Raw genomic sequence first — 21974 nt, forward strand, 5'->3', positions numbered from 1 at the left:
CCTTGCGCGGTCCGCAGGGAGGCTACGCGCGGTCGCATCGCGGGCTTGCCGCGTTCTGGCGGACTATCGCGGAAGAGGTCCTCGTTCGGCCGACTCCGCCGGAGATGCTCTCGTTGCTCGCACGACTTGACGACTGGCTTGCCGGCGGGCCTGCCTGCGCCTTGGCGGTGAGCGCCGATCCGGGGGCACGTACGGCCCTCCTGGCGCGGTGGGCGATATCGATCGTGGAGCGCAAGGCAGCCGAGGTGGTCTTTGTGCCAGTAAGTCCGTGCTTTGGGACCGCGGTCGAACGCGATATGCTGAAGCTGTTCTTCGGCTTATTTCGGAGCTCAACAACGGCGATCTTCAGTCGGCCGCGGAGTCCCGAGGAGCTGATGCTGTCAATCCGAATGGCGCTGCGGAGCGTCGACTCGGTCTCCTCGGTTCCCAACGAGGAATGTCCCCAGCTGCTCGTGATCGTGGACGGGGTCGAGCGGGCGGCAGATGGTTGGCCGCACAGGCGAATGCCATTCTTGGGTGAGGCCTATGATGGGGCGCACATCATTGTCTCCACCAGCCCGGAGAGCTCTTCCGCGCGCGGTCTGGGCCTGCATGAACGCCTCGCCTGGTCTCCGGAGCAGACGAGCCTTTTCTTGCTTGCCGGCGAGAGCGACGCTTCGCGAGAATCGACGCCCGCGCGGCCAATCGCCGAGAAAACTGACGAGATGGAACCCTCGTTGATCCGCTTCTTCGATGCACTTGGGACGGTGCTCGCTCCCGTATCGAACGATGATCTCGTCTCGGCAGTCGGCTTGGATGCGACCGGGCTCGAAGCTTTCAAGAACGGGCCGCATTCTGCCCACAGGCTCGTCCTGCTGAGCGACGATGAAAAATATTCCTTCCGCGATGATGCGAGCCGTGCAAGTTGGACAATGGACCCGGACAAGGTCGCGTCCGTTGAGGATACTATCATCGGGAGGGGTCTGGCGGCGCTCACGGGCGGAGCGGTCTTGCCCGATGCGTGGCCGCCGTATCTCGTGGAGTATCTGGGCGCCCATATGAAGCGGCGCTCTGTCTCTGTGTCTGAACTGATGAGGCTCGTGTCGCCCGAGTGGCTCCAGATCTGGATGAGCCGTCCCGGAGGCTTGGTCGGGTTCACCACCGACGCTCGTCGCGCACGCTACGCCGCCGAGGACGCGCTCATCGAAGCGTGCAGTCCAGAGTGCGCTGGAGCAGCCGAGCACGAAAGGGCAACGCTGGCCTGCGCCATTGTTCGATGCGCGCTGGTCGAAGGAGCTTTGTTCGCGAAAGAGGGAAGTCACGAGGAAGTAGACTACCGAACAACACCTTATGTTGAATCATCGGTCGATCTGAAGAAGCCGGCTGGAGCTGCGCGCGAGCGTGCCGAGGCGCTTGTGACGCTAGCTTCCGCGTTGACAGGCTCGGAGCAGCAGTTGGTTCAGCGGTGGGCAACAGATGCGTGCGCAGGTCTTGGCGAGATCGTTCCCCGGCCGATCCCTTGCGTGGCGACGGACCAGAGCGCAGCGGACCCTGAGCGCACCCGTCGGATCCGCGCGGGCGCGAAGCACGAGGAGGTCGACGGGTACCTGTCGAGAGACCTGGTGATTCGGCCCACGGACCTCTCGCCCGAGGAAGCTTGGGGCCTGGCGGAGAGCCGAGAAGGGGAATCGCGGATGGTCGCCTTCGCGGGCATCTTGCCCGATCTTCCCCAGGAGATGCGCGAGAAGGCCGTACGAGAGGTCATGACCGCATACTGCGCGCACGGCGACCGGCTGGCGCTGCGCATTCTGGCGGCATGCGCGCCCTGGATGGCCCTTGCCGATGCAGCCAGGGTCCTCTGCAACGAGCTCGGGAACGACTGGACAGATGAATATCCCGGGATGCTGGTGGGCTTCGGCAGCCTCACCGAGCTCTCTCCGCTCTTGCGACGACTGGGTGGCACAGCGGCGCTCGTGGGCGCCGCCCGCGCGATCGCCGACGTGGGCCGGTGGCTACCGTAGCCAGCGATGCGTCCTGCAGGACACCGAGTCCTTGGACGGCTTCCGGAGGCCGTGCGCGCTCAGCAGCCGGTCGTCGCGAGCAGCTCCCTGGCGTCGCCGACGGATGCAGCACGGCGGATCCAGCGGTCCAGCTCGGCCACGTCGGTGCACGCGAGGACGCGCTCCCGGACCTCGGCAGGGACCTCCAGCCCGCGGGCCTCGAGGACGGCGAGCACGGCCTGCGCCTTGCCTTCGACGATCCCCTCCTTCCGGCCCTTTTCCATGCCCTCCTTGCGGCCCTTCGCCACATAGCTGCGCGCGAAGTCACTCTGAAACTCGTATCCGCTCTTCATCATCGCCTCCAACGTCCGCCTCGCCGCACCGTTCAGCGAGGATAGCACCAGGTCCCCGTACACGGCGCGGCGCTCCTCATCGAGCCCGGTTGCCGCCCCGAGGAACGCCACGCCGATCGCCTCCCCCGCCTCGCCCCGCCCGTGCGCCATGGCCGAGAGCACCACCACCTCGGGCGCCGCCCTCGCCTGCTCGGCGTCGGTGACGACCGGGACGCCCGCTGGCCCGAGCACCAGCGGCATCAGCGTCCAGCCGGGGTGGCCCGTCTCGATCGGCCGCGAGCACCACCGCGCGATCCCGGCGTCGATCGTCACGACCAGCAGCCACGTCGGGCAGCGGTGCCGGGCCCGCGTCTGCGTGACGTACACCGGCCAGACGTACGGCTTGTCCGGATCCACGCCGAGCTGGACCTCGACGACGATGGCCATCGCGGGCCGCTGCTGCTCGCCGACCAGCAGGACGACGATGACGTCCGCCCTCCGGTCCGACGGCATCACCTCCGTCAGGTCGGAGGACTCGACGCGCGCCTCCGTGAAGGCCGGCACCGGCTGGCCGAGCGCGTCCTGGAGCATCTCGGCGGCCAGCGTCGGTCGGTTCTTGAACAGCTCCACCAGGGCTTCATGGGTCACAGAGGGCATCGGGTCGTCTCTCGGGTGGTTGCAGCCATGCTGAGTTCTCCAGCGGCGCGCCAGGCCCATGGGTACGGGTCGCAGGGGCCGGAGCAGCCGCCTCCACCTCTTCAGTTCCGGGCACCTCCCTCGATTGGTCACGCCGTGTGACCTGCGCGCGCTCTGACGCCTGGGCACGTCACCCACGGCCCCGTGGCCCGCGCGTGCCGCTCGTCCGCTCTGCCTCGCGCTCCGCGACGACGTCGCGCGAGGCCATCGCGCACTCCGTCTACCGCAGCCTGTTCGAGCAGCGGATGCAGGTCGACGACCGCGCCATGAAGAGGCTCGAGAAGATCGCCCGCCGCATCAACGCCCTCAAGGAAGACGACCGCGACCTGCCGGGCCGCTCGACCCGCCCCACTGGACCGACGCGGCCGACCTGGCCGACCTGCTCCTCGCGCTCTCCCAGGGCCACGGCCGGCCCCCCCTCGGCGACGACGCCTTCGACCCCCTCGCCGAGTTCGACTTCAGCATCCGCCGCCACCCGCTCGCCGGCCCGACCTGGTGATCGCAAGGCACGCCTCGGTCCGGCGCTGCCGTCGTGGTAGCCTGGTCACGATGCGCAACGCTGACGAGCTCCGGCGGTTCGCTCGCCAGGGCTGGGCGGCCGCCCAGCGCGACAAGGAGCTCTACTGGCGCGACTGGAAGAGGCAGCACGGCCCAGCCGCCGGGATCCGGATCGCCGATGAGCTCCGCAAGCAAGTCCTCGCGCAAAAGCCCGGCTGGCCGGGCGAAGAAGAACGCGGCGAAGACCTCGCCACGCACCTCCGCGTCCTCGAGGCCCTCGACCGCGTCCCGCCCCGCCGCCGTCGCCCTGCTCGCTGACCTCGCCGCGGCGCTGCGGCGGCGCCGCCTCCGCTGGTACGTCTTCGGCGCGCAGGCCGCCGTGGCCTACGGCAGGCCCCGCATGACGGCGGACGTCGACGTCACCATCGACCTCGCGCAGACCAGCGCGCTCACCCTCGTGGACGACCTCTCGCGCGCGGGCTTCGACCTGCGGATCCACCTCGGCGAGGACTTCCTCCGCGAAGCCCGCCTGCTCCCGCTCGTGCACCGCTCGACCAGCATGCCCATCGACGTGGTGATCGCGGCGTCGAGCCTGCACATCGAGTTCCTGGCGCGCCGCAGGCTGATCGACCTCGGCGGCGTGCGCGTGCCGATGATCAGCCCGGAAGACCTGGTCGTCACCAAGGTCCTGGCCGGCCGCCCCAAGGACCTCGAGGACGTGCGCGGCGTGCTGCTCGAGCAGCACGACCTCGACCTCGATCGCATCCGCGAGCTCCTCGGCGAGCTCGAGGCCGCCCTCGGCGAGGACAAGCTGCTCCGCCGCCTCGAGCGTCTGATCCGCACAGCACGCGCCACCGCCGTACGCCGGCAATGAGATGAGCGGGCCAATCCCGCGGTTCGGTCCAGGGCGACACCGGACGCGGCGCGCGCCAGCGCAGAGCGCCCACCGGAGGCGCGGCATAGGGGATGGATCGTTCCCGCGGAAGGCGGGTCGAAGACGCCCGGATGGAGTTACCCTCCCGTGCGATGAAGCTATATTTTGCGCCTCGCACCCGCTCGGTTCGCCCCCGTTGGCTGCTGGAAGAGCTCGAGGTGCCGTATGACCTCGTGAGGCTCGACCTCCCGAAGCAGGAGAACCAGACGCCTGACTATCTCGCCGTGAGCCCGCTCGGCGAGGTCCCCGCGCTCGTCGACGGAGAGCTCACGCTCCTCGAGCCGTCGGCCATCTGCCTCTATCTCGCGGACCGCTTCCCGGAGAAACAGCTCGCGCCGCCGCCGGGCTCGACCGAGCGCGGCGCGTACTATCAATGGCTGCTCTTCGCCGAGGCGACCCTCGCTCCCGTGGTGATGGCGCTCCACGGGCACGCGCAGCTGCCCGAGGAGCAGAAGACCGCCGTGCATGCGCAGGAGGCGCTCGCCAAGCACCACGCTCGACTCAGCGCGCTGCTCGATGTCGTCGACGCTGAGGTCGAAGACCGCGACTTCCTCGCCGCGGGCCACTTCACCGCCGCGGATCTGGTGATGGCGTCGATCCTGCATATCGTGAACCACCTGAAGCTGCTCGAGGACCGGCCGCGGCTGATGAAGTACGTCTATCTGCACTGCCAGCGTCCGGCATCCAGACGGGCGGTGTCGTAGCGAGGAGGCTAGCTTGTCCATCGCCGAGGAGGGCTGTCATCGATCACAGCAGCCACGGACGCCTACCACATCAGGTTCCGCAAGGTGCTCGAGCACATCGACGCGGGCTCGCCCAGTCGCGGCGCGAGCCCTTGTGATCACGGCGCAAGGGGCGCTTCGAGCTCAGCCAGGTCGTCGCCGGCCTCGCGCGCTGTCGTTCAGGGAGGGCGATGAATCGAGGCTGCGCCGGAGCGGCGCAGCCGGGGGCGAGACCACCCTTACGGTCTCACGGGCAGGCGGCCACGCACGTGGCGAACGCGGCGCACCCCTCGCTGGCGCTGCATCCCGTCTCGACCGTCCCGATGCAAGCGTCTTCGGCCTCGAGCCCGTCAACGCAGTTCAGGCACGCCTCGTTCCCCTCGATCGCCCGCAGGTCGCCGGATCCATCGTCCCCGCAGACGTCGGTCTCAGGATCCGTCGTGTCGCAGGCGCTGGCGCACGTCGCGCCCTCCGCACAGCCGCAGGTGTCGAGCGTCAGCTGGAGGAACTCAAGGGCCCCCGCCGTGTGGTCCTCGAAGCACTGCGTGGGGCAGTCGCCGCCGCCGCCCTCGCCGCCCTCGCCGCCGCCGCCGCCGTCGCCGCCCGTGCCCGTCGAGCTCGGCCCCGACGAGGAGGAGGAGGTGGTGGTGCCGGACGCGCCGCCCCCACCGCCCGCCCCGCCGTCCCCCCCCGAGCCGCCGTCATCCGAACAGGCCGCCACCGCGCACACCGTGACCAGAATCGCTGCAAAGTTGAGGCTCTTCATCGAGATTGCTCCTGACAATAACGGTTACGCTGCTCCGACTCGGACGAAACGGCGAACACCGCCGCTCCCGCAGAGCGTCTTCTCACGCTCTGGCACCGTGCCATGGCACCGGACATCTACCTACACCAGAATTTTACAGGATGGTATCTGCCGCGTGCGCGACGGCATCTCGACGAGAATGGCCTGACAAAACCTGCTTCCGGTGAGCGCCGTCGCGCGCCTGCGGTGCGCTCCAGCGCCGGCCGCAGGTGCCCAGGCCGCTGGGCGGAGCAGCGCAAGACGGCTCACCCGCGCGTGATCGCCCGCCGCTGCAGCAGGGACAGGCGGCCGCCCGCGAACGCCCACTCGATGTCCTGCGTGCCGCCGAACGCCGCCTCGCACGCCGCGGCCAGCGCCTCGAGCGCGGCGAGCCGCGGGTCGTCGAGGCACAGCGCCGCAGCACGGGCGGGCTCCACCGCGACCTCCCTCGTGCCACCCTGCTCGGCCCACAGGATCGCGAGATCCTTCTCGCCCGCCCGCCGCTCGAGCACGCGCCCGCCGCGCGCCATCCGGTAGCTGTCCGGGGTCACGAGGCCCGCGACCACCGCCTCGCCGAGGCCCCAGGTCGCCTCGACGACGCGCTCGTCGGCGCCCGTCACCGGGTTCCGCGTGAACAGCACCCCCGCGCAATCGGCCTGCACGAGCCGCTGCACGACGATCGCCATGCGCGGCTCCGGCGGGAGCCCGAGCCGCCGCCGGTAGGCCAGCGCCGCGTCGGTGCGCGCCGAGCCGTGCACCTTGTGGACGGCCTGGAGCAGCCCCTCGCGGGTCCGCACGTTGAGCTCGGTCGCGTGCTGCCCCGCGAAGCTCGCCGAGACGCCGTCCTCGCCGATGCCGGACGACCGCACGGCCACGGGCCCGTCGAGCTCGCCGAACGCCTCGACGAGCCGGCCCACGGCCGCGGCCTCCCCGGCGACGACGCGCTCGACGAGCGCCGCCGACAGCGCCCATCCCGGCGGCACCGGCAGGCCGCCCCGGCGCGCCTGCCCGAGCTGCGCCGCCTTGCCCCCGAAGTCCTCCTCGCGCAGCTCCTCGTCGAGGCGCGCGATCAAGGCGACGCCTCCTGCGCGCGGCGCTCCGCCGGCCGCCCGAGGATCGTCACCTCGCCGGCCGCCCCGTCGACGCGCACGCGCGCCCCGTCCGGGATCGTCACCGTCGCCTCCCGCGTGCCGACGACGCCGGGGATGCCGTACTCGCGCGCGACGATCGCCGCGTGGCAGAGCTGCCCGCCCCGATCGGTCACGATCGCGCCGAGCAGCGGGAGCACGACGTTGAACGACGCCGACGTCGCGCGCGTCACGAGCACGTCCCCCTGCTGGATCCTCCCGAAGTCGTCCGGGCTGATCACGACCCGCGCCGTGCCCTCGTACACGCCCTCGTTGATGGAGAGGCCGCGGACGGCCGTGTCGGTGTTGCTGGCCTCGGCGTCCTTGAACACGCTCTGCGTGATCGCGTCGACGGCCCTCGCCGCGCGGCGCGCCGGGGCGGGGAAGACGTCGAGCGGCGGCGGCGGTGCGGGGGGCACGTTCAGCCACGGGGGAGCGTCGGCGAGGGTCGCCGTCTCGCGCCAGCGCGCGCGCGCGGCGATCTCCGCGGCGGACGGCGTCCGCCGGTCGCGCAGGAGGCCGATCATCTCCTCGAGCGCGAGATCGGCGGCGTGCTCGGGGTCGTCGACCTTGCCGGCGGCGGCGAGGCGGCGCCCCGCCTCGAGGACGGCCCGGCGCGCGAGCCCGGTGCCCCAGCTGTCCGAGTAGAGCGCCCGCTCGTCGCGGAGGCGGTTCGTGAGGCGCGCCTCGCCGAGCAGCTCGTCGAACTGCGCGCGGTGGGCCGCGGGCACGCGCTCCCGCAGCGCCTTCTCCTTGGCCTCGCGCGCGGCGCGCGACCCGGCCCCGCGGTCGCCCTCGACCGCCGCCCGGATCGCCCGTACGAGCACGTCGGGCAGCTCGCCGCCCGTCTTGTCGGACACGTCGTAGCCCACCGTGCGGAAGCGCACGAGGTCGAGGTAAGCGCGCGTCGCCGGCCCCACGTCGCCGTCCAGGGCCGCGAGCGCGTCGAGCGTCGCCTGCGGGTCGCCCTTCCTGGCGAGCGCCTCGCGGCCCGCCGCGCTCGCGCGCAGGGCCCTGGCGAGGGCCTCGAGCTCCTCGGTCGCCACGCCCTTCGCGAGCGGCGTGCTCCCCTGCAGCAGCGCGAGCGCCTCGCCGGGGCTCGCTCCGGTCCACGCGCCGACGTGCGCGAGGTAGTCGCCCGCCGGCAGGACGCCGGCGAAGTTGTAGCGGTGATGCAGGGCGATCATGTCCTCCATGTGCGCCTGGGCGCGACGCAGGTGCGCGATCAGCGCGTCCGTGTCGAGCTGGGCGGGATCGATCGCCTGGACGGCGAGGTTCTTGTCGGTGGCGCGCGGCCGGTCGACGCGGTCCCACCGGTCGAGGTCCTCGCGCCACAGCTTCCCCTCGAACGCCCGGCGGCTCTGCCGGATGCGCGCGCGCATGCGCGGGTGCAGGCGCAGGAGGAGCCACAGCGCGAGCTTCGGCGGCGGCCCGCTCGCCCCCTCGGACGCGCCGTGTATCACGGGCTGCGAGTACATGAAGCCGTTGACGACGGCTGGCTTGAAGTGGCTCAACAGGAGCCCGTAGCGCGCCGAGCCCTCGGCGAAGCCCCTCGGCATCCCGCGCGTGAACGGCTCGACCGCGAACCGGGTGACCGGCCGCAGGAAATGGGCCCGCTCGATCTCCCAGGGGCCCGGGCCCGGGGCCACGAACCTGACTCCGTTGACGCTCGGCTCTCTCTTCATCATCGCTGGACCACCTCGACCCCCGCGCTGCGCCCGTACGAGCCACCGTGTCGCCTCGGGGACGACGGCGACGTCTCGGTGGCACAGCGGTCACGACGTCATGGCGGCCGAAGGTAGAGGTGGCTATCCCGTCGGTCCAGCCCCCGACGCACCGCGGAGCAGGCCGACCATCGGACGGTTCGTGCGTGCGAGCGTGTGCGATGACCGCTCCGATCGGCCCGAGGTGGGTCGAGGGGGTAGCGCGCGCCGGTCTGCTCGACCCGCTAGAGCGACTTCAGGTACTCCACGAGATCGCGCTTCTGCTGGGGAGTGAGCCCCAGAGCGAAGCGCTCGTCGTAGCTTTGCACGACGTCCAGCAGCGTCGCGAAGCGACCATCGTGGTAGAAGCGACCCTTGTTCTCCGGCCGCATGAACAGCCCTCGTTCCCGGATGAAGAGCCCGGCGAGGTTCATTGTCTTGTACGAGTTGCCGGGCGCGCGGTTCGCCTGGAAGGCGTCGATGCGCATCTCCTCGGGCGTGTGCAGGTTCCAGCCGGCATCGGTCCAGAGCGGCTCGTTGTGGCAGCGGGCGCAGTCGGCCTGGCCGGTGAACAGCGCGTGACCGCGCTCGGCGGCGCGCGGGTCGAAATCGATGCCCGGCGCCGGCTTCGGCGAGGGGAGGGCGAGCTGGTAGAAGTGGAGCGCCGGGAGCTTCGACGTGACGAGATCGTCCTCCGGATCGACGGTCACGTGCCCGAGCCCGAACTCCGCCGCGATCGGGTACTTGACCTCATCGTCGAGCCTTGGATCGAAGAAATTGCCTCGTCCATGCATCTCGTTCACGGCGACGAACGTGTTCCAGTAGGGCACCGACCCCCAGTTGCCCGTCCAGGTGTGCTCGTTGACTCCGGCCATGTCGTAGGCGTTGGGGAGCAGGGTCGCCGCGGACCTTCCGTCGGGCTGGAACGCCTTTCCGTCGAGGATCAGCTGGGCGTCGAACTTGCCCGGTCCCCAGCTGCGGAGGACTGTCCTCACGTCCTCGTCGTCGATGCTCGAGTCCACCACCTGGAGCAGGGTGACGAACGGCTGGAGGTTCGGGGCCGAGGCGATGATCCCGCCGACGTCCAGGTCGCGGTTGGCCCAGCCGTCGAGTCGTTCGCCGACGCCGCGAGCCACGGAGTCGTTGACCGTCGAGTGACAGAAGGCGCACTGGAGGCCTATCGAGATCAGATCGCCGCGGCGGTCGAAGAAGCCGGTCACCCCGACGATCGCGTCGAGCCGCAGGAGGCGCAGCGTGACAGCGGGATCGTCGAGGTTCACCCGGCCACGCGCGATCTGGTCCCGGAGCCGCGACGGCAGCGCGTCCGCGTCGACCTTCAGCCCGAGCTCGAGCGCCTGAGCCGGCGTCACGCCGGCGATCGTCTCGTGCAACCGGAGCTGGCCGCCCCAGAACTGCTCATCCCCGAACGTGTCGAACCGGAAGATCTCCCGGCCCCGCTCGAGCATCCTGCGCGCGTTTCGCTCCGTGATGGCGTCGAAGTCGCCGAACCGCGCGTGGCGCAGATCGTCCCCGGCGGGGGCGACGTGCTCTGTTCCCTCTTCCCGGTCGGCCGAGCTGCAAGCGAACGCGGCCAGGCCGAACGGAACTGTCGCTCCAGCAAGCACGAACAGCGTGGTGAGATACGTCTTCATGGCAAGACCTTTCGGTATCTTCGCGACATGTAGCGAATCCGAAAGTGACTTACGCTCACCGTACCGGGCAAGTACGAGATTCCATGATCATCCCATCAGGCGAGCAGATCGAATGTCGTGCCTCGATCAACGACAGGCGTCGAAAACATAAGTGTTCATCGCGGCAGTGAATTCGCTGGTTCGCGGACCGGCCGTCCACGTCAGACCTCCGGGGAGCCGGGCTGCCCGGCAACCCCTCCCGCGGGCGCTAATTCCCCGCGCTCTCTTCTTTCCGCGCCGGCGGCAGCCGCGGCAGCCCTGGAGGCGGCCGATACCCCGGCTTACGGTACGACATGATCGGGATCGCCTCGTTCTTGTACGCCGCGCTCTCCCCCGGCTTCGGGCACTGATCCCGCACCCAGTAGACATCGAACGCGACGATCTCGTCCTCCGGCCGGCCGGTGCGCTCGTGGTACCGTAGCAGGTAGTCCTGGAGCCCGGGCTTGCGGAACGCCTTGTTCCGATCGAGCCGGATCCGGTTGAAATAGTCCTGCTGGATCTGCCCGAGCCCGAGCCCCCGCGCGTCGGAGAGATCGAGATCGGGCGTGAGCCCCGTGAACGGATCCACGTGCCGGCCTTCGACGGTGATCGCGTCGACGCTGATCGACCCGTCCTCGGTGATCGGATTCGGAGCGAACATCCCCCACCCCTGGAGGAGGCGCGGATAGACGATCGTCGCCTGCACGATCTTCGGCTGGGGATGCTTGAGAAAGGCCGGCACGCTCTTGTTCTCGTTGATGGCCTGGCTCACGGCGCAGAGCCCGAGGTACGCGACCAGCGCCTCCCGCGCGATCACCCGGCCGCGCGCGAGCTTCTCCGAGAGCGGCGACGGGCCCTCCATCGCCGCCGCCCTCGCGCGCGGCGGCCGCGTCAGGCCGAAGAACCTCGCGATCGCGTCGCGCCGCCGCGATGCGACCGCGAGCAGCGCGCCGGGCGCGCCGAGGCAGAGCGCCCAGACCAGCGGGCGCGCAAAGCGGCCTCCGGGGAGCGCCTGCAGGATCTCGCGCAGCGCCGCGGCCCCCCGGAACACCCGGGCGTGCGCGACGTCGCCCGCCTCGCGCACCTCGAAGAGCTCCGGCCGGGGCTCCCCTCCCCCGGCCGCCTCCGCGTCCGCGGCGACCGCCGCGCGCGCCTCCTCGAACCGGAGCAGCTCGAGGCCGTCGAGCCGGACAAGGAGCCGCATGAACGCGAAGGCGAGCGGCGAGCTGCCGTCATAGACGACGACCCTCTGCGCCGCGCGGCGGCGATACCACCGCTCGAGAGCGTCCCAGTGCTGCGACGTCGGCAAGAGGAACGACCAGCCGATCATGAACCACGAGAAGGGGCCGAGGCGCATCATCACCCCGAACGAGCCGTGCAGGCCCCACATCGCCAGCATCGCCAGCGCGCGCGTGAAGCGGCGGCCGTAGGGCGAGAGGATCCAGGCCACGAGCAGCGCCTCGACCACGAGGACTCCCCAGGTGAGCCCCCGCTTCCCCCAGAGAGGGATGTACTCCCGCGCGACGACCGCGAGCCCCGTCACCATGCGGTCGAGGTGCAGGACGTAATGCACCGTCTCGCCGCGACGCCAGATCTGGCCCGACTTGTTGACGACGTTGAAATAATAGATGGTCGCCAGGTTGAGGATCGCGAGGAGCACGATCCCCGAGACGTACGGGCGCTCGGCCCACGCGGGGCGGCTCCTGTCCGCGAGATCCGCGGCCGTTCGCTCCCGCCGCTCGCGGAAGGAGCGGATCAGCGCGTCGACCGAGAAGCGCCTGCCGGTCGGCATGAACATCGCCCAGCAGGTGATGAGGTTCACGACGACATAGCCGCCGTTCTCGATCATGACGATCCGGTTGTCCCTGCTCGTCACGAGGAGGAAGGACAGGATCGAGAACAGCCGCGTGTGCCAGCCGACGAAGAAGCAGAGGAAGCAGAAGAGCGAGAGCGCGAACGCGACGTGGACCTCTTCTATCGACGAGAACGCGTGATACAGGCTGAAGTTGAATCCGCTGCTCGGGTGGAAGAGGTGGTAGTGGTTGGTGAGCACCCCGTCGTTGCTGTAGATCCAGCTCGCCTCGGCCCAGTGGCGCACGCAGTCGCTCGCCAGGAGGAAGCCGAGCACCAGCCTGAACAGGCCGAGCGTGCGGACGTCGATTGTGCAGTAGTGCTCCTTGATCCAGCGCCCCACGCGCCGGAGGCGCCCCTCGGCCGTCGGCTTCGGGGCTCCGGCGGGCGGCCTGGGCGGCGCGCTCTCCTCCGGCGCGCCCTCGCCCGCCGGCGCGCTCTCCTCCGGCGCGCCCTCGCCCGCCGGCGCGCTCTCCTCGGCCGCGCCCTCGCCCGCCGGCGCGCTCTCCTCGGCCGCGCCGCGATCCGCGGCGCTCGGGTCCTCGTCAGGCCCACGCATGCGAGCGCCTCAGTTCGACTTGTTCGGTCGGATGAGGCCCGGCGCGAGGGGCGGCATGCGCTCGCCCAGCTTCCCCGTGCCTCCCCGCGAGTGCGAGAACAGCTTCTCCCGCTCGAAGGTGGCTGACGCGGGCGCGCCGGGCGCGGGGGTCAGCGCCGTGACCCAGTACGCATCGTAACCCGACAGCGCCATCTCGCGCGCCCCGCCGGCCGCGAGGGGCCCGCCCTTCGCGAGGTAGTCGCGGAAGGCGCGCTGGAAATCGGAATACTCCGGCCGCCGGACGCGATCGAGGTAATCGGACCAGAGCTGGCCGAGCCGCGCCCCCGGGTGCCCGGCGGGCTGCAGCCGCGGCTCCTCCCCGGTCAGCGGATCGATCGGCTTGTGCGCGCGCGTCTGGCCGTCGATCACCAGCAGCGCGTTGCTCCGCGGCGGCTCGGGCGCCATCACGTCCCACCGCGCCATCATGCGCGGCCACGACGCCACGCCGGCGAGCACCCTCCCCTGCGGGACGGCGGCCGCGCCGGGCAACGGGTTCTCCTTCGCCGTCTGCGCCAGCATCGCGGCGAGCACCACGAGCACCGCCACCTCGCGCAGCGACCCCAGCACGAGGCGCGCCACCCGCACCGCCGGCGCAGGCCTGCCCGGAGCGGCGCCCTCATCGTCGCCGTCCGCGTGGCCCTCGTCGAACAGCGGCATCCCGCACGCCTGCTTGCCGAGGAGCACGCTGATCTGGTGCCTGCGCTTCGCGACCACCTCGTAGAGCACGTCCAGGAGGTGCGAGATGCCCGGCAGCTTGAGCGGCCAGGCGAGCCAGCCGAGCGGCAACGCCAGGAGCCCCTCGGTCACCGCCGCGCCCTTCGCGTACACGCGCCCGTTCCGGTCGACCGCGAGCACCGTCTGCTCGACGAGCTCCGCCGTGACCTCCTTCGGCATCGGCACGAGCTCCGTGGCGCCCGTCTGGTTGCGGACATAGAGCTCGTCGAGCGCGACGTTGCCCTGGAAGGCCACGTGCCCGCGCAGATCGAGCCGCTTGATCAGGCGGCACAGCATGAGGCAGAGGCCGCAGTCGGCGTCGTACACCAGCGTGCGCGCCCGCCGCTCGTTCCACGAGCGCTCGTAGACGTCCCAGAGCTCGCCCGGCAGGACGAGCGGCGCAGCGGCGGCGAGCGCCCAGCCGAACATCCCGAGATCGAAGAAGATCCCGAGGATCAGCCCGTGCACCAGCATCAGCGCGGCGGCGACCCCGCGCGTCCAGCGGAAGAGCGCGGGGACGAAGAGGAGCGCCGGGATCGCGAGCTGCATGGCCCACGTGCCCAACGTGAGCCCGCGCAGCGTGCCGAGCGGCAGGGCGTCGCGGAGCCAGATGCCCGCGTCGCTCGCCAGGCGCTCGGCGTGGAGCGCATAGTAGAACGCCGTCCCGTCGCGCCACGCCTCGCCGCGCTGCTGGAGCGCCGTACAGAGGTAGATGAGCGCGAGCTGCAGCAGCACCGCCAGCGCGGCGAGCGACGTCGGCGACCATCCCGGCAGGCGCCCGGCCTCGATCTCGGCCTCCGAGGCCCTCGACCGGTCGTTCAGCTCCGTGTCGCGCTGCTCGTCCCGGAGCGCCAGCGAGGCGCGGAGGCTGTCGAGCGAGAGGCGGTTCCCGCAGGGCAGGAAGGCGGTGAACGCGAGGAGCGCGATCGCCGCGTAGTTGCCGGCGTTCTCGAGCAGGATGTTCCTCGACGTCAGGCTCGTGAGCGTGACGAGCGCGAGGACGTGGAAGACGCGCGTCCGGTAGCCGAGCAGGAACAGCGCGTAGACGACGAGCGCGAGCGCGAAGGCGAATTGGGCCTCTCCCACCGTCGAGAAGGCGTGGAGCAGGCTGAAGACCTGCTCCTTTCCGCGGAGGTTGAAGAGGTGGTTGTGGTTCGGGAGGACGCCCTCGTTCGAGTAGAAGTCCCGCACCCACCGCCACCGCGCGAGGAGATCGGCGATGAGGACCAGCCCGAAGGTGATGCGAAACAGCCCGAGCGAACGGGCGTCGATGCGCAAGAAGTGATCGCGAAGTGATTTCACGGAGAGTCCTCGACCCGGAATCCGTAATCCGATGCATGCTCGAGCTCGGGGACGCTCGGCTGGCGAAGTAGCAAGGAGCGCACTGTCCAGAGATCGCCGAAGACGCGGTAGCGCAGCGCGGTCTGGTCGAGGTAGTCGACGCCCGCGGAGCCGCCCGTGCCGGTGCGCCGGCCGATCACCCGCTCGACCATCCGCGCGTGGCGCTGCCGCCAGATGAGCATGGCCTGCTCCATCTCCAGGACGCGGTCGAGCACCTCGCGCGGCCACGCGAGCCGGGGCAGCTCGCGGTAGCTCTCGATGAAGACGATCGCCGCGCGGACGGCCCGGCGCCTCTCGCAGGTGGCCGCGTCGGCGCCCGGGTCGTCCTCGGCGAGCAGGAACGCCTCGGCGTTCGCGTTCTCGGCCTCGTACCGCGCGCGGAGCCGCTCGACGTCCGCCGGGGTGAGCGCCTTGTCGATCGCGATCTGGACCCGGCGCTCGTTCTCCTCGCGCATCGAGCGCATGTAGCTGCGCAGGAAGCACACGACCCCACCCGGCTCGCTCGATCCGTCGATCGGCGTCCGCGACAGCCACTCGTACAGGTAGTGCTTGAGGCTCGGCCCGCTCGCGAGCCGCGCCTCAAGCCGGCGCGTCGCCGACGACGGCGAGCCGTCCGCGGTCTTGAGCGCCTCCTTGTAGCTCCCCTCCCGGCCGAGCGGGATCCGGACCTCGTCGTCGAGCCCCATCAGGACCTCGATCTCGCGCAGCTGCGCCGACTGGAAGCCGCTCGCGGGGATGAGGCGATCCCGGAAATCCAGGTAATCACGCGTGGTTAGCGTCTCCATCACCCGGAAGTGCTGGATCGCCTGCTCGAAGATGGTGACGACCCGCCTGAACGAGCGCGCCGCGGAGGCGAGCTTCTGATCGGGCACCGGGTTCTGGCGGAAGAGCTCACGCGCCGAGGTGAGCTCCCGGAGGATGAGCTTGAACCAGAGCTCGTAGATCTGGTGGACGACGATGAACAGGGCCTCGTCGTTGCCGACCTTCTGCTCGTCGTCGTCGAATCCACCCTGGAGGGCGAGCAGCTCCTCGACGTGGATATATTCCCAGTAGTTCATGTCGGTGGCGATCGCTGGACGTGCCGCCGGGGGAGCTCGCGCGGCGTGCCCGCGGCGCATCCTGCGCCGGCTCCACGAGCGGCGCCCGGAGTCTACTTCCCGCCCCCCCGGAAACGGAAGTGCGCCGGCGCCGCGCGCACGGAAAGCGCGCCCGGTCCGGAGGGCGGTTTCACGGGCACGGCGCGCCTTCCACCGGCGCGGTCCATGCCCGGCGCGCTCACGGCGCGCCCGCGGGGCCGGGCGGCGGCTCGGCGGGCGGCGGCTCGGCCGGCGCGCGCCGCAGGCCGTCGGGGCCCATGTCGAAGGGCGGCGCATAGCTCGTGAGCTCGGCCCGCTCGTAGCTCGCGCCGCTCGCGGCCTCGATCGCCACCACGCCGACGTCCGGGCAGTACGTCGACACGAAGCGCGCCGGCCTGTCGCCGAGGCGCTCCTCGACGGTCTGCACGCACCCCGTGAACCGGCCCGCGGGCACCTCGATCGCCGCGTCGACCGCGGCGATCCGGGCGCGGCCGCCGTGCTCGCCGGTCCACGTCGTGCCGGGCGCGATCGGCTCCTTGAGCACGAAGACGCCCGTGTCGCTGCGGATCACGCCCTCGGGGGTGAACTCGAAGCGCTTCGCCCCCGAGGGGAACCGGAGCTCGCCGCGGCGCCCGTCCGCGCGGTGCACGCGCGCGACGAGGAGGCCCTGCTCCCCGCGCTCGCTCAGGGTCGCGTAGTGGTAGATATGCCCGTCGACGAGCGGGAAGTAGCGCTCGGCCGGCGTGCCCGACGTGGCGCCCTTCTGCCCGTCGGGCGCCGCGTTCCACGCCGCGGGCCGCGCCGGGCCGGCGGCGCCCCCGCAGCCGATCAGCGCGAGCGCGAGGGCGGCGAGCCGCCGCGGGCCGGGGCGGCCGGAGGGGCGATCGATCTCGGGGCTCACCGCGCTGCCTCCTCGGCCGTCACGGGCGGGGTCGTCACGGGGACACGTGGCTGTGGGACCAGTACCAGAGCGACAGGAACGCGAGCAGCGCGATGGCCGCGAGGAGCAGGGCGACGGCGAGCGGGTCGGGGTCGATCCGGCGCAGCAGCGCCCGCGCTGCGCGGCGGACGCGGACGCGCTCGCCCTCGGCGTCCTCGGCGTCGTCGCGCTGGGCCTGGCTCTCGCCGGGAGGCCGGGAAGAATGTCTCTTCGCCGAAGGCACGCCGCGGAGGTCGTCGGGCTCGGCCCCGCTCAGGAGCCGCTTCGCGCCGGCCCGGACGAGCGCGTAGTCGCCGCGCTCGAACGCCTGCTCGAGGCGCTCGAGCTCGGGATCGCGCGGGATCGCCGGCGCGGCGCTGCCCGGCGGCGACGCCGCCGCGCCGCGCTGCCTCGCGCGCTTCTTCGTCCGGCGCCGCGGCTCGGCGTCGGCGGACCCGCCCGGCGGGGAGCCCGGCTCCGGCTCGGCCGGCGCAGGCCGGTCGGCGGCGACCGGCTCGCGCCCGTCGGCATCCGCCGGCGCAGGCCGGTCGGCGTCGGCCGGCTCTGGACCGTCGGCGTCGGCCGGCGCCCTGTCCGTCACGTGCAGCTCTCGGTGGTGATGAAGGCCATGGCCGAACCCCTGGGCGGATTGTCGAGACGCGGCAGGCTACCGGAACCCGGGCCCGCGTGCCCCAAAAAAGCCCAGGAAAACACGGGATCGGCCGGCGCGGCGCGGCCTACCGCCGGTTCCGGTCCCGGTCGACCTCCATGGGCTCCGGGCGGTCTCTCCAGGGGACGGCCGCCTCGCCCTCGCCGCTCACCACGCAGCGGAGCGCCTCGCACGCGGCCCGGTAGTACGCCTTGCGGCCACAGCCGACGGCCTTGAACTGGCCGCCGATCTGCTCCTCGACGCGGACGTCCTTGTCGGCGCAGTCGAGGTCGGACGTGGCGCGCGCCCGGACCATCGGCATCGCGTTCGACGGCACGTTGGCCACGCTGCACGCCGGCGAGAGCGCGCCGGCGAGAAGGGCGGCGAAGGGGACGAGGGCGGCGACGGAAGAAGGGCGCACGGCCTGAGCGTAATCCACCGATCCGCCTGAAATCCCCAGAAATGAACCACGGATCAGAACTGGAAGTACACGAACGGCACGGCGGCCGCGCTCGCCGCCTCGTGGAGTCCGACCGCGACGAGGAACAGCAGCGCGCCCTGGAGCGGCGCCGGCGCCGCGACGAAGGCGCCGCGGGCGCGCTCGTAGAGGCGCTCCGGCACGTAGTGGGACAGGAGCGCGACCCCGAGGAGCGCGACGAGCGCGGGCGGCAGGTTCGGGTGGAAGGTCGTCAGCGTGCCGATCTGCCGCAGGATGAGCACGGCCTGCGAGAAGGTCGGCACGCGGAAGAAGATCCACGCGAAGCAGACGTAGTGGAACGTCAGCAGCACGCACAGCACGTGGACCGGGAACGAGCGCGCGCGCGACGCCGTCGACCCCTCGCGCGCGCCCTCACCGCCCGGGCGGCGGCGGTCCACGGCGCGCTGGAAGGCGCGCGTCACGGCGAGGCCCAGGCCGTGGAGGAAGCCCCAGAAGACGAAGCTCCACGACGCCCCGTGCCAGAGGCCGCCGAGCAGCATCGTGATCATCAGGTTGCGGTACGTCGCGAGCTCCGAGCCGCGGTTGCCGCCGAGCGGGATGTACAGGTAGTCGCGGAGCCACGTGGAGAGCGAGATGTGCCAGCGGCGCCAGAAATCGGCGAGGTTCCGGGCCTTGTACGGCGCGTCGAAGTTCTTCGGGAACCGCACCCCGAGCAGCAGCGCCGAGCCGATCGCGATGTCGGTGTAGCCCGAGAAATCGCAGTAGATCTGCGCGGCGTAGCCGTAGACGCCCGCGAGGACCTCCAGGGCCGAGTAGTTCTCCGGGCGCTCGAAGACGCGGTCGACGAGGTTGAGCGCGAGCTGGTCCGAGAGGACGACCTTCTTCACGAGGCCGAGCGCGACGAGGAACAGCCCCTCGCCGCTCTCGTCGCGGGTGAGGCTCGGGGCGCGCTCGAACTGCGGGAGCAGGTCGCGCGGGCGCACGATGGGGCCGGCGACGAGGTGCGGGAAGAAGGCGACGAAGAGCAGGTAGCGGAGGTAGCTCTTGTGGGGCGGGAGCTCGCCCCGGTACACGTCGATGACGTAGCTCATCGACTCGAACGTGAAGAACGAGATGCCCACCGGCGGCAGGAGCACCCGGAACGCGTGACCGACGCTCGCCGGCTCGCCCGTGAGCAGGGCGCGCAGCGCCTCGACGTTCTCGATCGCGAAGTTCCAGTACTTGAAGAACCCCAGGAACCCGAGGTTCAGCGCCACGGTGGCGATGAGCATCGCGCGCCGCGCCCGGGGCCTCGGCTCGCGGGCGATCGCGCGGGCGAGCAGGAAATCGACGGTGGACGAGGCGAAGATGAGCGGCAGGTAGCGCCAGTCCCAGGCCGCGTAGAAGCCGTAGCTCACGAGGAGCAGGAACACGAGGCGCGCCCGGATGCCGGCGAACCGCACGAGCGCCCACGATCCAACGAAGACGGCGGCGAAGAACTCGGCGTAGCGGAGGGTATTGAAGAGCACGGCCGGTCGGATCCCGGGTCAGGCGGGGGCCAGGGGGCGCGGCGCGCGGCAGGGCCGAGCGCGTTGTCGGAGGGCGGGCTACCCGGGCGCCCGGGCGGCGGAGCGCCGTCTACCACGGGGCGCGCCGCGCGGTTGAGCTTGCGGCGCGACGCGATGTTGAACGGGGCCCCGCGTCGTGCCAAGGATGGAGCCGATGCTGGGTCGCCTGATCCTCGGGGTTGTGAAGGGGCTCATCGTGGGGGGCTTGCTGGGGTTCGGGCTGGCCAAGCTCGGCTTCGCGGCGCCCATCGCGATCGTCGCCTACGTGGCCGCGGCGCTCGCCGGGGTCCTGGTGGGGCTCGTCGCGGGCAAGCCCATCTGGGCCAAGGACGCGAAGATCGAGGCGGGGATGAAGGCCTTCGTCGGGGCGCTGCTCGGCGTCGGCCTGATGTACGCCGCGCGCCGGTGGCTGACCTTCCCGGTGCCGGTGCCGCTCGGCGAGCTCGGGGGCGCGAACCTGTCGCTCGGCGAGGCCGCGGGGAGCGCCGGCACGTTCGGCGGCCTCGCGATCACGTCGCTCGCCGCGATCGCCGCGCTGCTCGGCGGCTTCTACGAGGCCGACAACGGCCCGTCGGACGAGGAGAAGCCGGGCGCGACGCCGGAGGTGAAGGCGGCGGGCAACAACAAGCGCATCGCGGCGTCCGCCGCGGCCGTCGACGTCGACGACGACGTCGACGTCGAGCCCGAGAAGAAGCGCTCGAAGAAGTAGCCTGTGCCTGTCGCGCGGGCGCTCCTCTATGCGGCCTCGCTCGGCGCGCTCGCGCTTGTCGCGCGGTCGCTGCTCGTCGCGCCGGTGTCCATCGCGGTCGCCTGCGCGGCGGCCGTCGGGTACCTGGCGCTCGTCCTGTGCGGGGTCTTCTTCCTCGGGCTCGGCATGTTCGTCGACGTGGTGAAGCGCGGCCCGCCCGGCGCGCGGGGCGTCGCGCTCACGTTCGACGACGGGCCGAGCCCGGAGCACACGCCGCGGGTCCTCGCGCTGCTGGACGAGGCGGGCGTGAAGGCGACGTTCTTCGTCATCGGCCGCAAGGCCGAGGCCCACCCGGAGCTCGTCCGCGAGATCGCGGCGCGGGGCCACGCCGTCGCGCTGCACAGCCACGCGCACGACCGGCTCTTCTCGCTGCGCTCGGCCCGCTACGTCGAGCGCGACCTCCGGCGGGGCCTCGACGTCATCGAGCGGATCACCGGCGCCCGCCCCGCGCTGTTCAGGCCGCCTGTCGGCCACACGAGCCCGCGCATGGCCCGCGTGGTCGACGCGCTCGACCTCGACGTAATCGGCTGGTCGGCGCGGGGGTTCGACGGGCTCGCCGGGGCGACCCCCGAGGCGGTGGCGGCCCGGGTCATCCCGGGGCTCCGCGACGGGGCCATCGTGCTGCTCCACGATGCGGCCGAGCGCGACGACCACGCGCCCGCGGGGGTCGCGGCGCTCCCGCGCATCCTCGCGGCGATGAGCCAGCGCAACCTGGTCGGGGTCCGCGTCGACGCCTGGCTCGACGAAGGCGCCGGGGACGACGCGCCGCCCTAGACCATTTCGCTCAGGTGGCGCTACGCTCCGTCCGATGGCTGCGCCGGTGAGTCTGACGCTTTTTGCGCATATCGTCGCCAGACCGGAGGACGAGCTCGACCTCGCCGAGGCGGCGCTCCTCATCGACGACGCCGCGTACCCGGGGCTCGACATCCCCCGCTACCTCGGCGTGCTCGACCAGCTCGGCGGCGAGGCGCGCCGCGCGCTCGAGCGCCCCCTGCGCGCCGCCGAGGCGACGCCTGGCAGCGGCCCGAGCGAGCAGCTGCTCCGCTGGTTCTACGGCGAGCTCGGGTTCCACGGGAACGCGGGGGACTACTACGACCCGAAGAACAGCTACCTGCACGAGGTCCTGGATCGCCGGACGGGCATCCCCATCACGCTGGCCGTCGTGCTCCTCGAGGTGTGCTGGCGGGCGGGCCTGGATGCGCAGGGCGTCTCGTTCCCGGGTCACTTCCTGGTGAGGACGCCGGTCCGCGGCGGCATGCTGCTCATCGATCCGTTCGAGGGCCGCCTGCTCGGCCGGGACGACCTGCGCGCGCTGCACACCCGCACCACCGGCGCCAAGAGCGAACCGGACCCGCGGCTGCTGGTGCCGGCGCAGAAGCGGCAGATCCTCGTGCGCATGCTGAACAACCTGCGCTCGATCTACTCGAGCCGCTCGGACGCGGCGCGGCTGCGCGGCGTGCTCGAGCGGATCCAGGTGCTCGCGCCGACCGAGGAGCTGCGCAAGGAGCTCGATCAGCTCGGCGGCGAGCGGCCGTGGCCGACGCTGGGGCGCGGGGTGAACTGACGGGGCGACGGGGCGGGAGGACGGGGAGCCGCAGGCGCTCATGGGCGCGTGGCGCCCCGTGCGCAGGGGCATGACAGACCCGA

General features: G+C 71.6%; 20 protein-coding genes and 1 pseudogene. 7 read left to right on the forward strand and 14 right to left on the reverse strand.

Features of this window, described 5'->3' with window-relative positions; all coding sequences use genetic code 11:
• Nucleotides 1-104 precede the first annotated feature (104 nt).
• Entirely contained in the window at nt 105-2000 is a 1896-nt protein-coding gene (locus tag WMF28_RS39815) for a hypothetical protein (protein WP_437598902.1), read from the forward strand.
• Nucleotides 2001-2059: 59 nt separating this feature from the next.
• Here WMF28_RS39815 and WMF28_RS39820 read toward each other — a convergent pair whose 3' ends face one another.
• Both WMF28_RS39820 and WMF28_RS39825 read right to left on the reverse strand, forming a co-directional pair.
• The gene (locus WMF28_RS39820) at nt 2060-2968 is read right to left on the reverse strand and encodes a hypothetical protein (RefSeq protein WP_437598903.1); all 909 of its coding nucleotides are present in this window, start codon (nt 2966-2968) and stop codon (nt 2060-2062) included.
• A 259-nt stretch (nt 2969-3227) separates the two neighbouring features.
• Entirely contained in the window at nt 3228-3512 is a 285-nt protein-coding gene (locus WMF28_RS39825; RefSeq protein ID WP_437598904.1) for a hypothetical protein, read from the reverse strand.
• Nucleotides 3513-3556: 44 nt separating this feature from the next.
• Between WMF28_RS39825 and WMF28_RS39830 the strand changes: the two genes are divergently transcribed.
• Entirely contained in the window at nt 3557-3823 is a 267-nt protein-coding gene (locus WMF28_RS39830) for a hypothetical protein (RefSeq protein ID WP_437604391.1), read from the forward strand.
• A gap of 13 nt (nt 3824-3836) precedes the next feature.
• Nucleotides 3837-4379, forward strand: coding sequence for a nucleotidyltransferase (locus WMF28_RS39835; protein WP_437604356.1), 543 nt, complete (start codon nt 3837-3839; stop codon nt 4377-4379).
• A 13-nt stretch (nt 4380-4392) separates the two neighbouring features.
• Here the strand turns inward: WMF28_RS39835 and WMF28_RS39840 are convergent.
• Nucleotides 4393-4512: pseudogene (locus WMF28_RS39840) on the reverse strand (carboxylesterase family protein); the annotation flags it as partial.
• Nucleotides 4513-4531: 19 nt separating this feature from the next.
• Between WMF28_RS39840 and WMF28_RS39845 the strand changes: the two are divergent.
• The gene (locus tag WMF28_RS39845) at nt 4532-5143 is read left to right on the forward strand and encodes a glutathione S-transferase family protein (RefSeq protein WP_437598906.1); all 612 of its coding nucleotides are present in this window, start codon (nt 4532-4534) and stop codon (nt 5141-5143) included.
• 265 nt (nt 5144-5408) lie between these two features.
• Here the strand turns inward: WMF28_RS39845 and WMF28_RS39850 are convergent, their stop codons facing one another.
• The 11 genes from WMF28_RS39850 to WMF28_RS39900 all read right to left on the reverse strand — a co-directional run bounded on the left by WMF28_RS39850 (nt 5409) and on the right by WMF28_RS39900 (nt 19540).
• Complete coding sequence (locus tag WMF28_RS39850; RefSeq protein ID WP_437598907.1) at nt 5409-5927, reverse strand: hypothetical protein; 519 nt, start codon at nt 5925-5927, stop codon at nt 5409-5411.
• Nucleotides 5928-6211: 284 nt separating this feature from the next.
• The gene (locus WMF28_RS39855; RefSeq protein WP_437598908.1) at nt 6212-7018 is read right to left on the reverse strand and encodes a PEP/pyruvate-binding domain-containing protein; all 807 of its coding nucleotides are present in this window, start codon (nt 7016-7018) and stop codon (nt 6212-6214) included.
• Nucleotides 7015-8760, reverse strand: a complete 1746-nt coding sequence (locus tag WMF28_RS39860) for a PEP-utilizing enzyme (RefSeq protein WP_437598910.1) — start codon at nt 8758-8760, stop codon at nt 7015-7017. Before WMF28_RS39860 ends, WMF28_RS39855 begins: the two co-directional genes overlap by 4 nt.
• Before the next feature lie 260 nt (nt 8761-9020).
• Nucleotides 9021-10427: a hypothetical protein gene (locus WMF28_RS39865; RefSeq protein ID WP_437598911.1), complete on the reverse strand. Its 1407-nt coding sequence runs from the start codon at nt 10425-10427 to the stop codon at nt 9021-9023.
• 247 nt (nt 10428-10674) lie between these two features.
• Nucleotides 10675-12855, reverse strand: a complete 2181-nt coding sequence (locus tag WMF28_RS39870) for a hypothetical protein (protein WP_437598913.1) — start codon at nt 12853-12855, stop codon at nt 10675-10677.
• Between the two features lie 9 nt (nt 12856-12864).
• Complete coding sequence (locus WMF28_RS39875) at nt 12865-14910, reverse strand: DCC1-like thiol-disulfide oxidoreductase family protein (RefSeq protein ID WP_437598915.1); 2046 nt, start codon at nt 14908-14910, stop codon at nt 12865-12867.
• Complete coding sequence (locus WMF28_RS39880) at nt 14907-16007, reverse strand: tryptophan 2,3-dioxygenase family protein (protein WP_437598917.1); 1101 nt, start codon at nt 16005-16007, stop codon at nt 14907-14909. The genes WMF28_RS39875 and WMF28_RS39880 overlap by 4 nt, the downstream gene beginning before the upstream one ends.
• Nucleotides 16008-16224: 217 nt before the next feature.
• Nucleotides 16225-16926 carry a hypothetical protein gene (locus WMF28_RS39885; protein WP_437598918.1) on the reverse strand — a complete coding sequence of 234 codons (702 nt, stop codon included), beginning with the start codon at nt 16924-16926 and terminating at the stop codon, nt 16225-16227.
• Between the two features lie 34 nt (nt 16927-16960).
• Entirely contained in the window at nt 16961-17545 is a 585-nt protein-coding gene (locus WMF28_RS39890; RefSeq protein ID WP_437598919.1) for a hypothetical protein, read from the reverse strand.
• Nucleotides 17546-17681: 136 nt separating this feature from the next.
• Complete coding sequence (locus tag WMF28_RS39895; RefSeq protein ID WP_437598920.1) at nt 17682-18014, reverse strand: hypothetical protein; 333 nt, start codon at nt 18012-18014, stop codon at nt 17682-17684.
• A gap of 53 nt (nt 18015-18067) precedes the next feature.
• Nucleotides 18068-19540: an MBOAT family O-acyltransferase gene (locus WMF28_RS39900; protein ID WP_437598921.1), complete on the reverse strand. Its 1473-nt coding sequence runs from the start codon at nt 19538-19540 to the stop codon at nt 18068-18070.
• A 193-nt stretch (nt 19541-19733) separates the two neighbouring features.
• Here WMF28_RS39900 and WMF28_RS39905 point away from each other — a divergent pair, with 193 nt between their 5' ends.
• From WMF28_RS39905 to WMF28_RS39915, 3 genes are read left to right on the forward strand one after another with little or no spacing between them, the layout of a single operon-like run.
• On the forward strand, nt 19734-20288 hold the full coding sequence (locus WMF28_RS39905; protein WP_437598922.1) for a hypothetical protein: 555 nt from the start codon (nt 19734-19736) through the stop codon (nt 20286-20288).
• 3 nt (nt 20289-20291) lie between these two features.
• Nucleotides 20292-21101, forward strand: a complete 810-nt coding sequence (locus tag WMF28_RS39910; protein WP_437598923.1) for a polysaccharide deacetylase family protein — start codon at nt 20292-20294, stop codon at nt 21099-21101.
• Between the two features lie 46 nt (nt 21102-21147).
• Nucleotides 21148-21891, forward strand: coding sequence for a SirB1 family protein (locus tag WMF28_RS39915; RefSeq protein WP_437598924.1), 744 nt, complete (start codon nt 21148-21150; stop codon nt 21889-21891).
• Nucleotides 21892-21974 lie beyond the last annotated feature (83 nt).

It is taken from the genome of Sorangium sp. So ce590, assembly GCF_051521365.1.
In the GTDB taxonomy this organism is placed as follows: domain Bacteria; phylum Myxococcota_A; class Polyangia; order Polyangiales; family Polyangiaceae; genus Sorangium.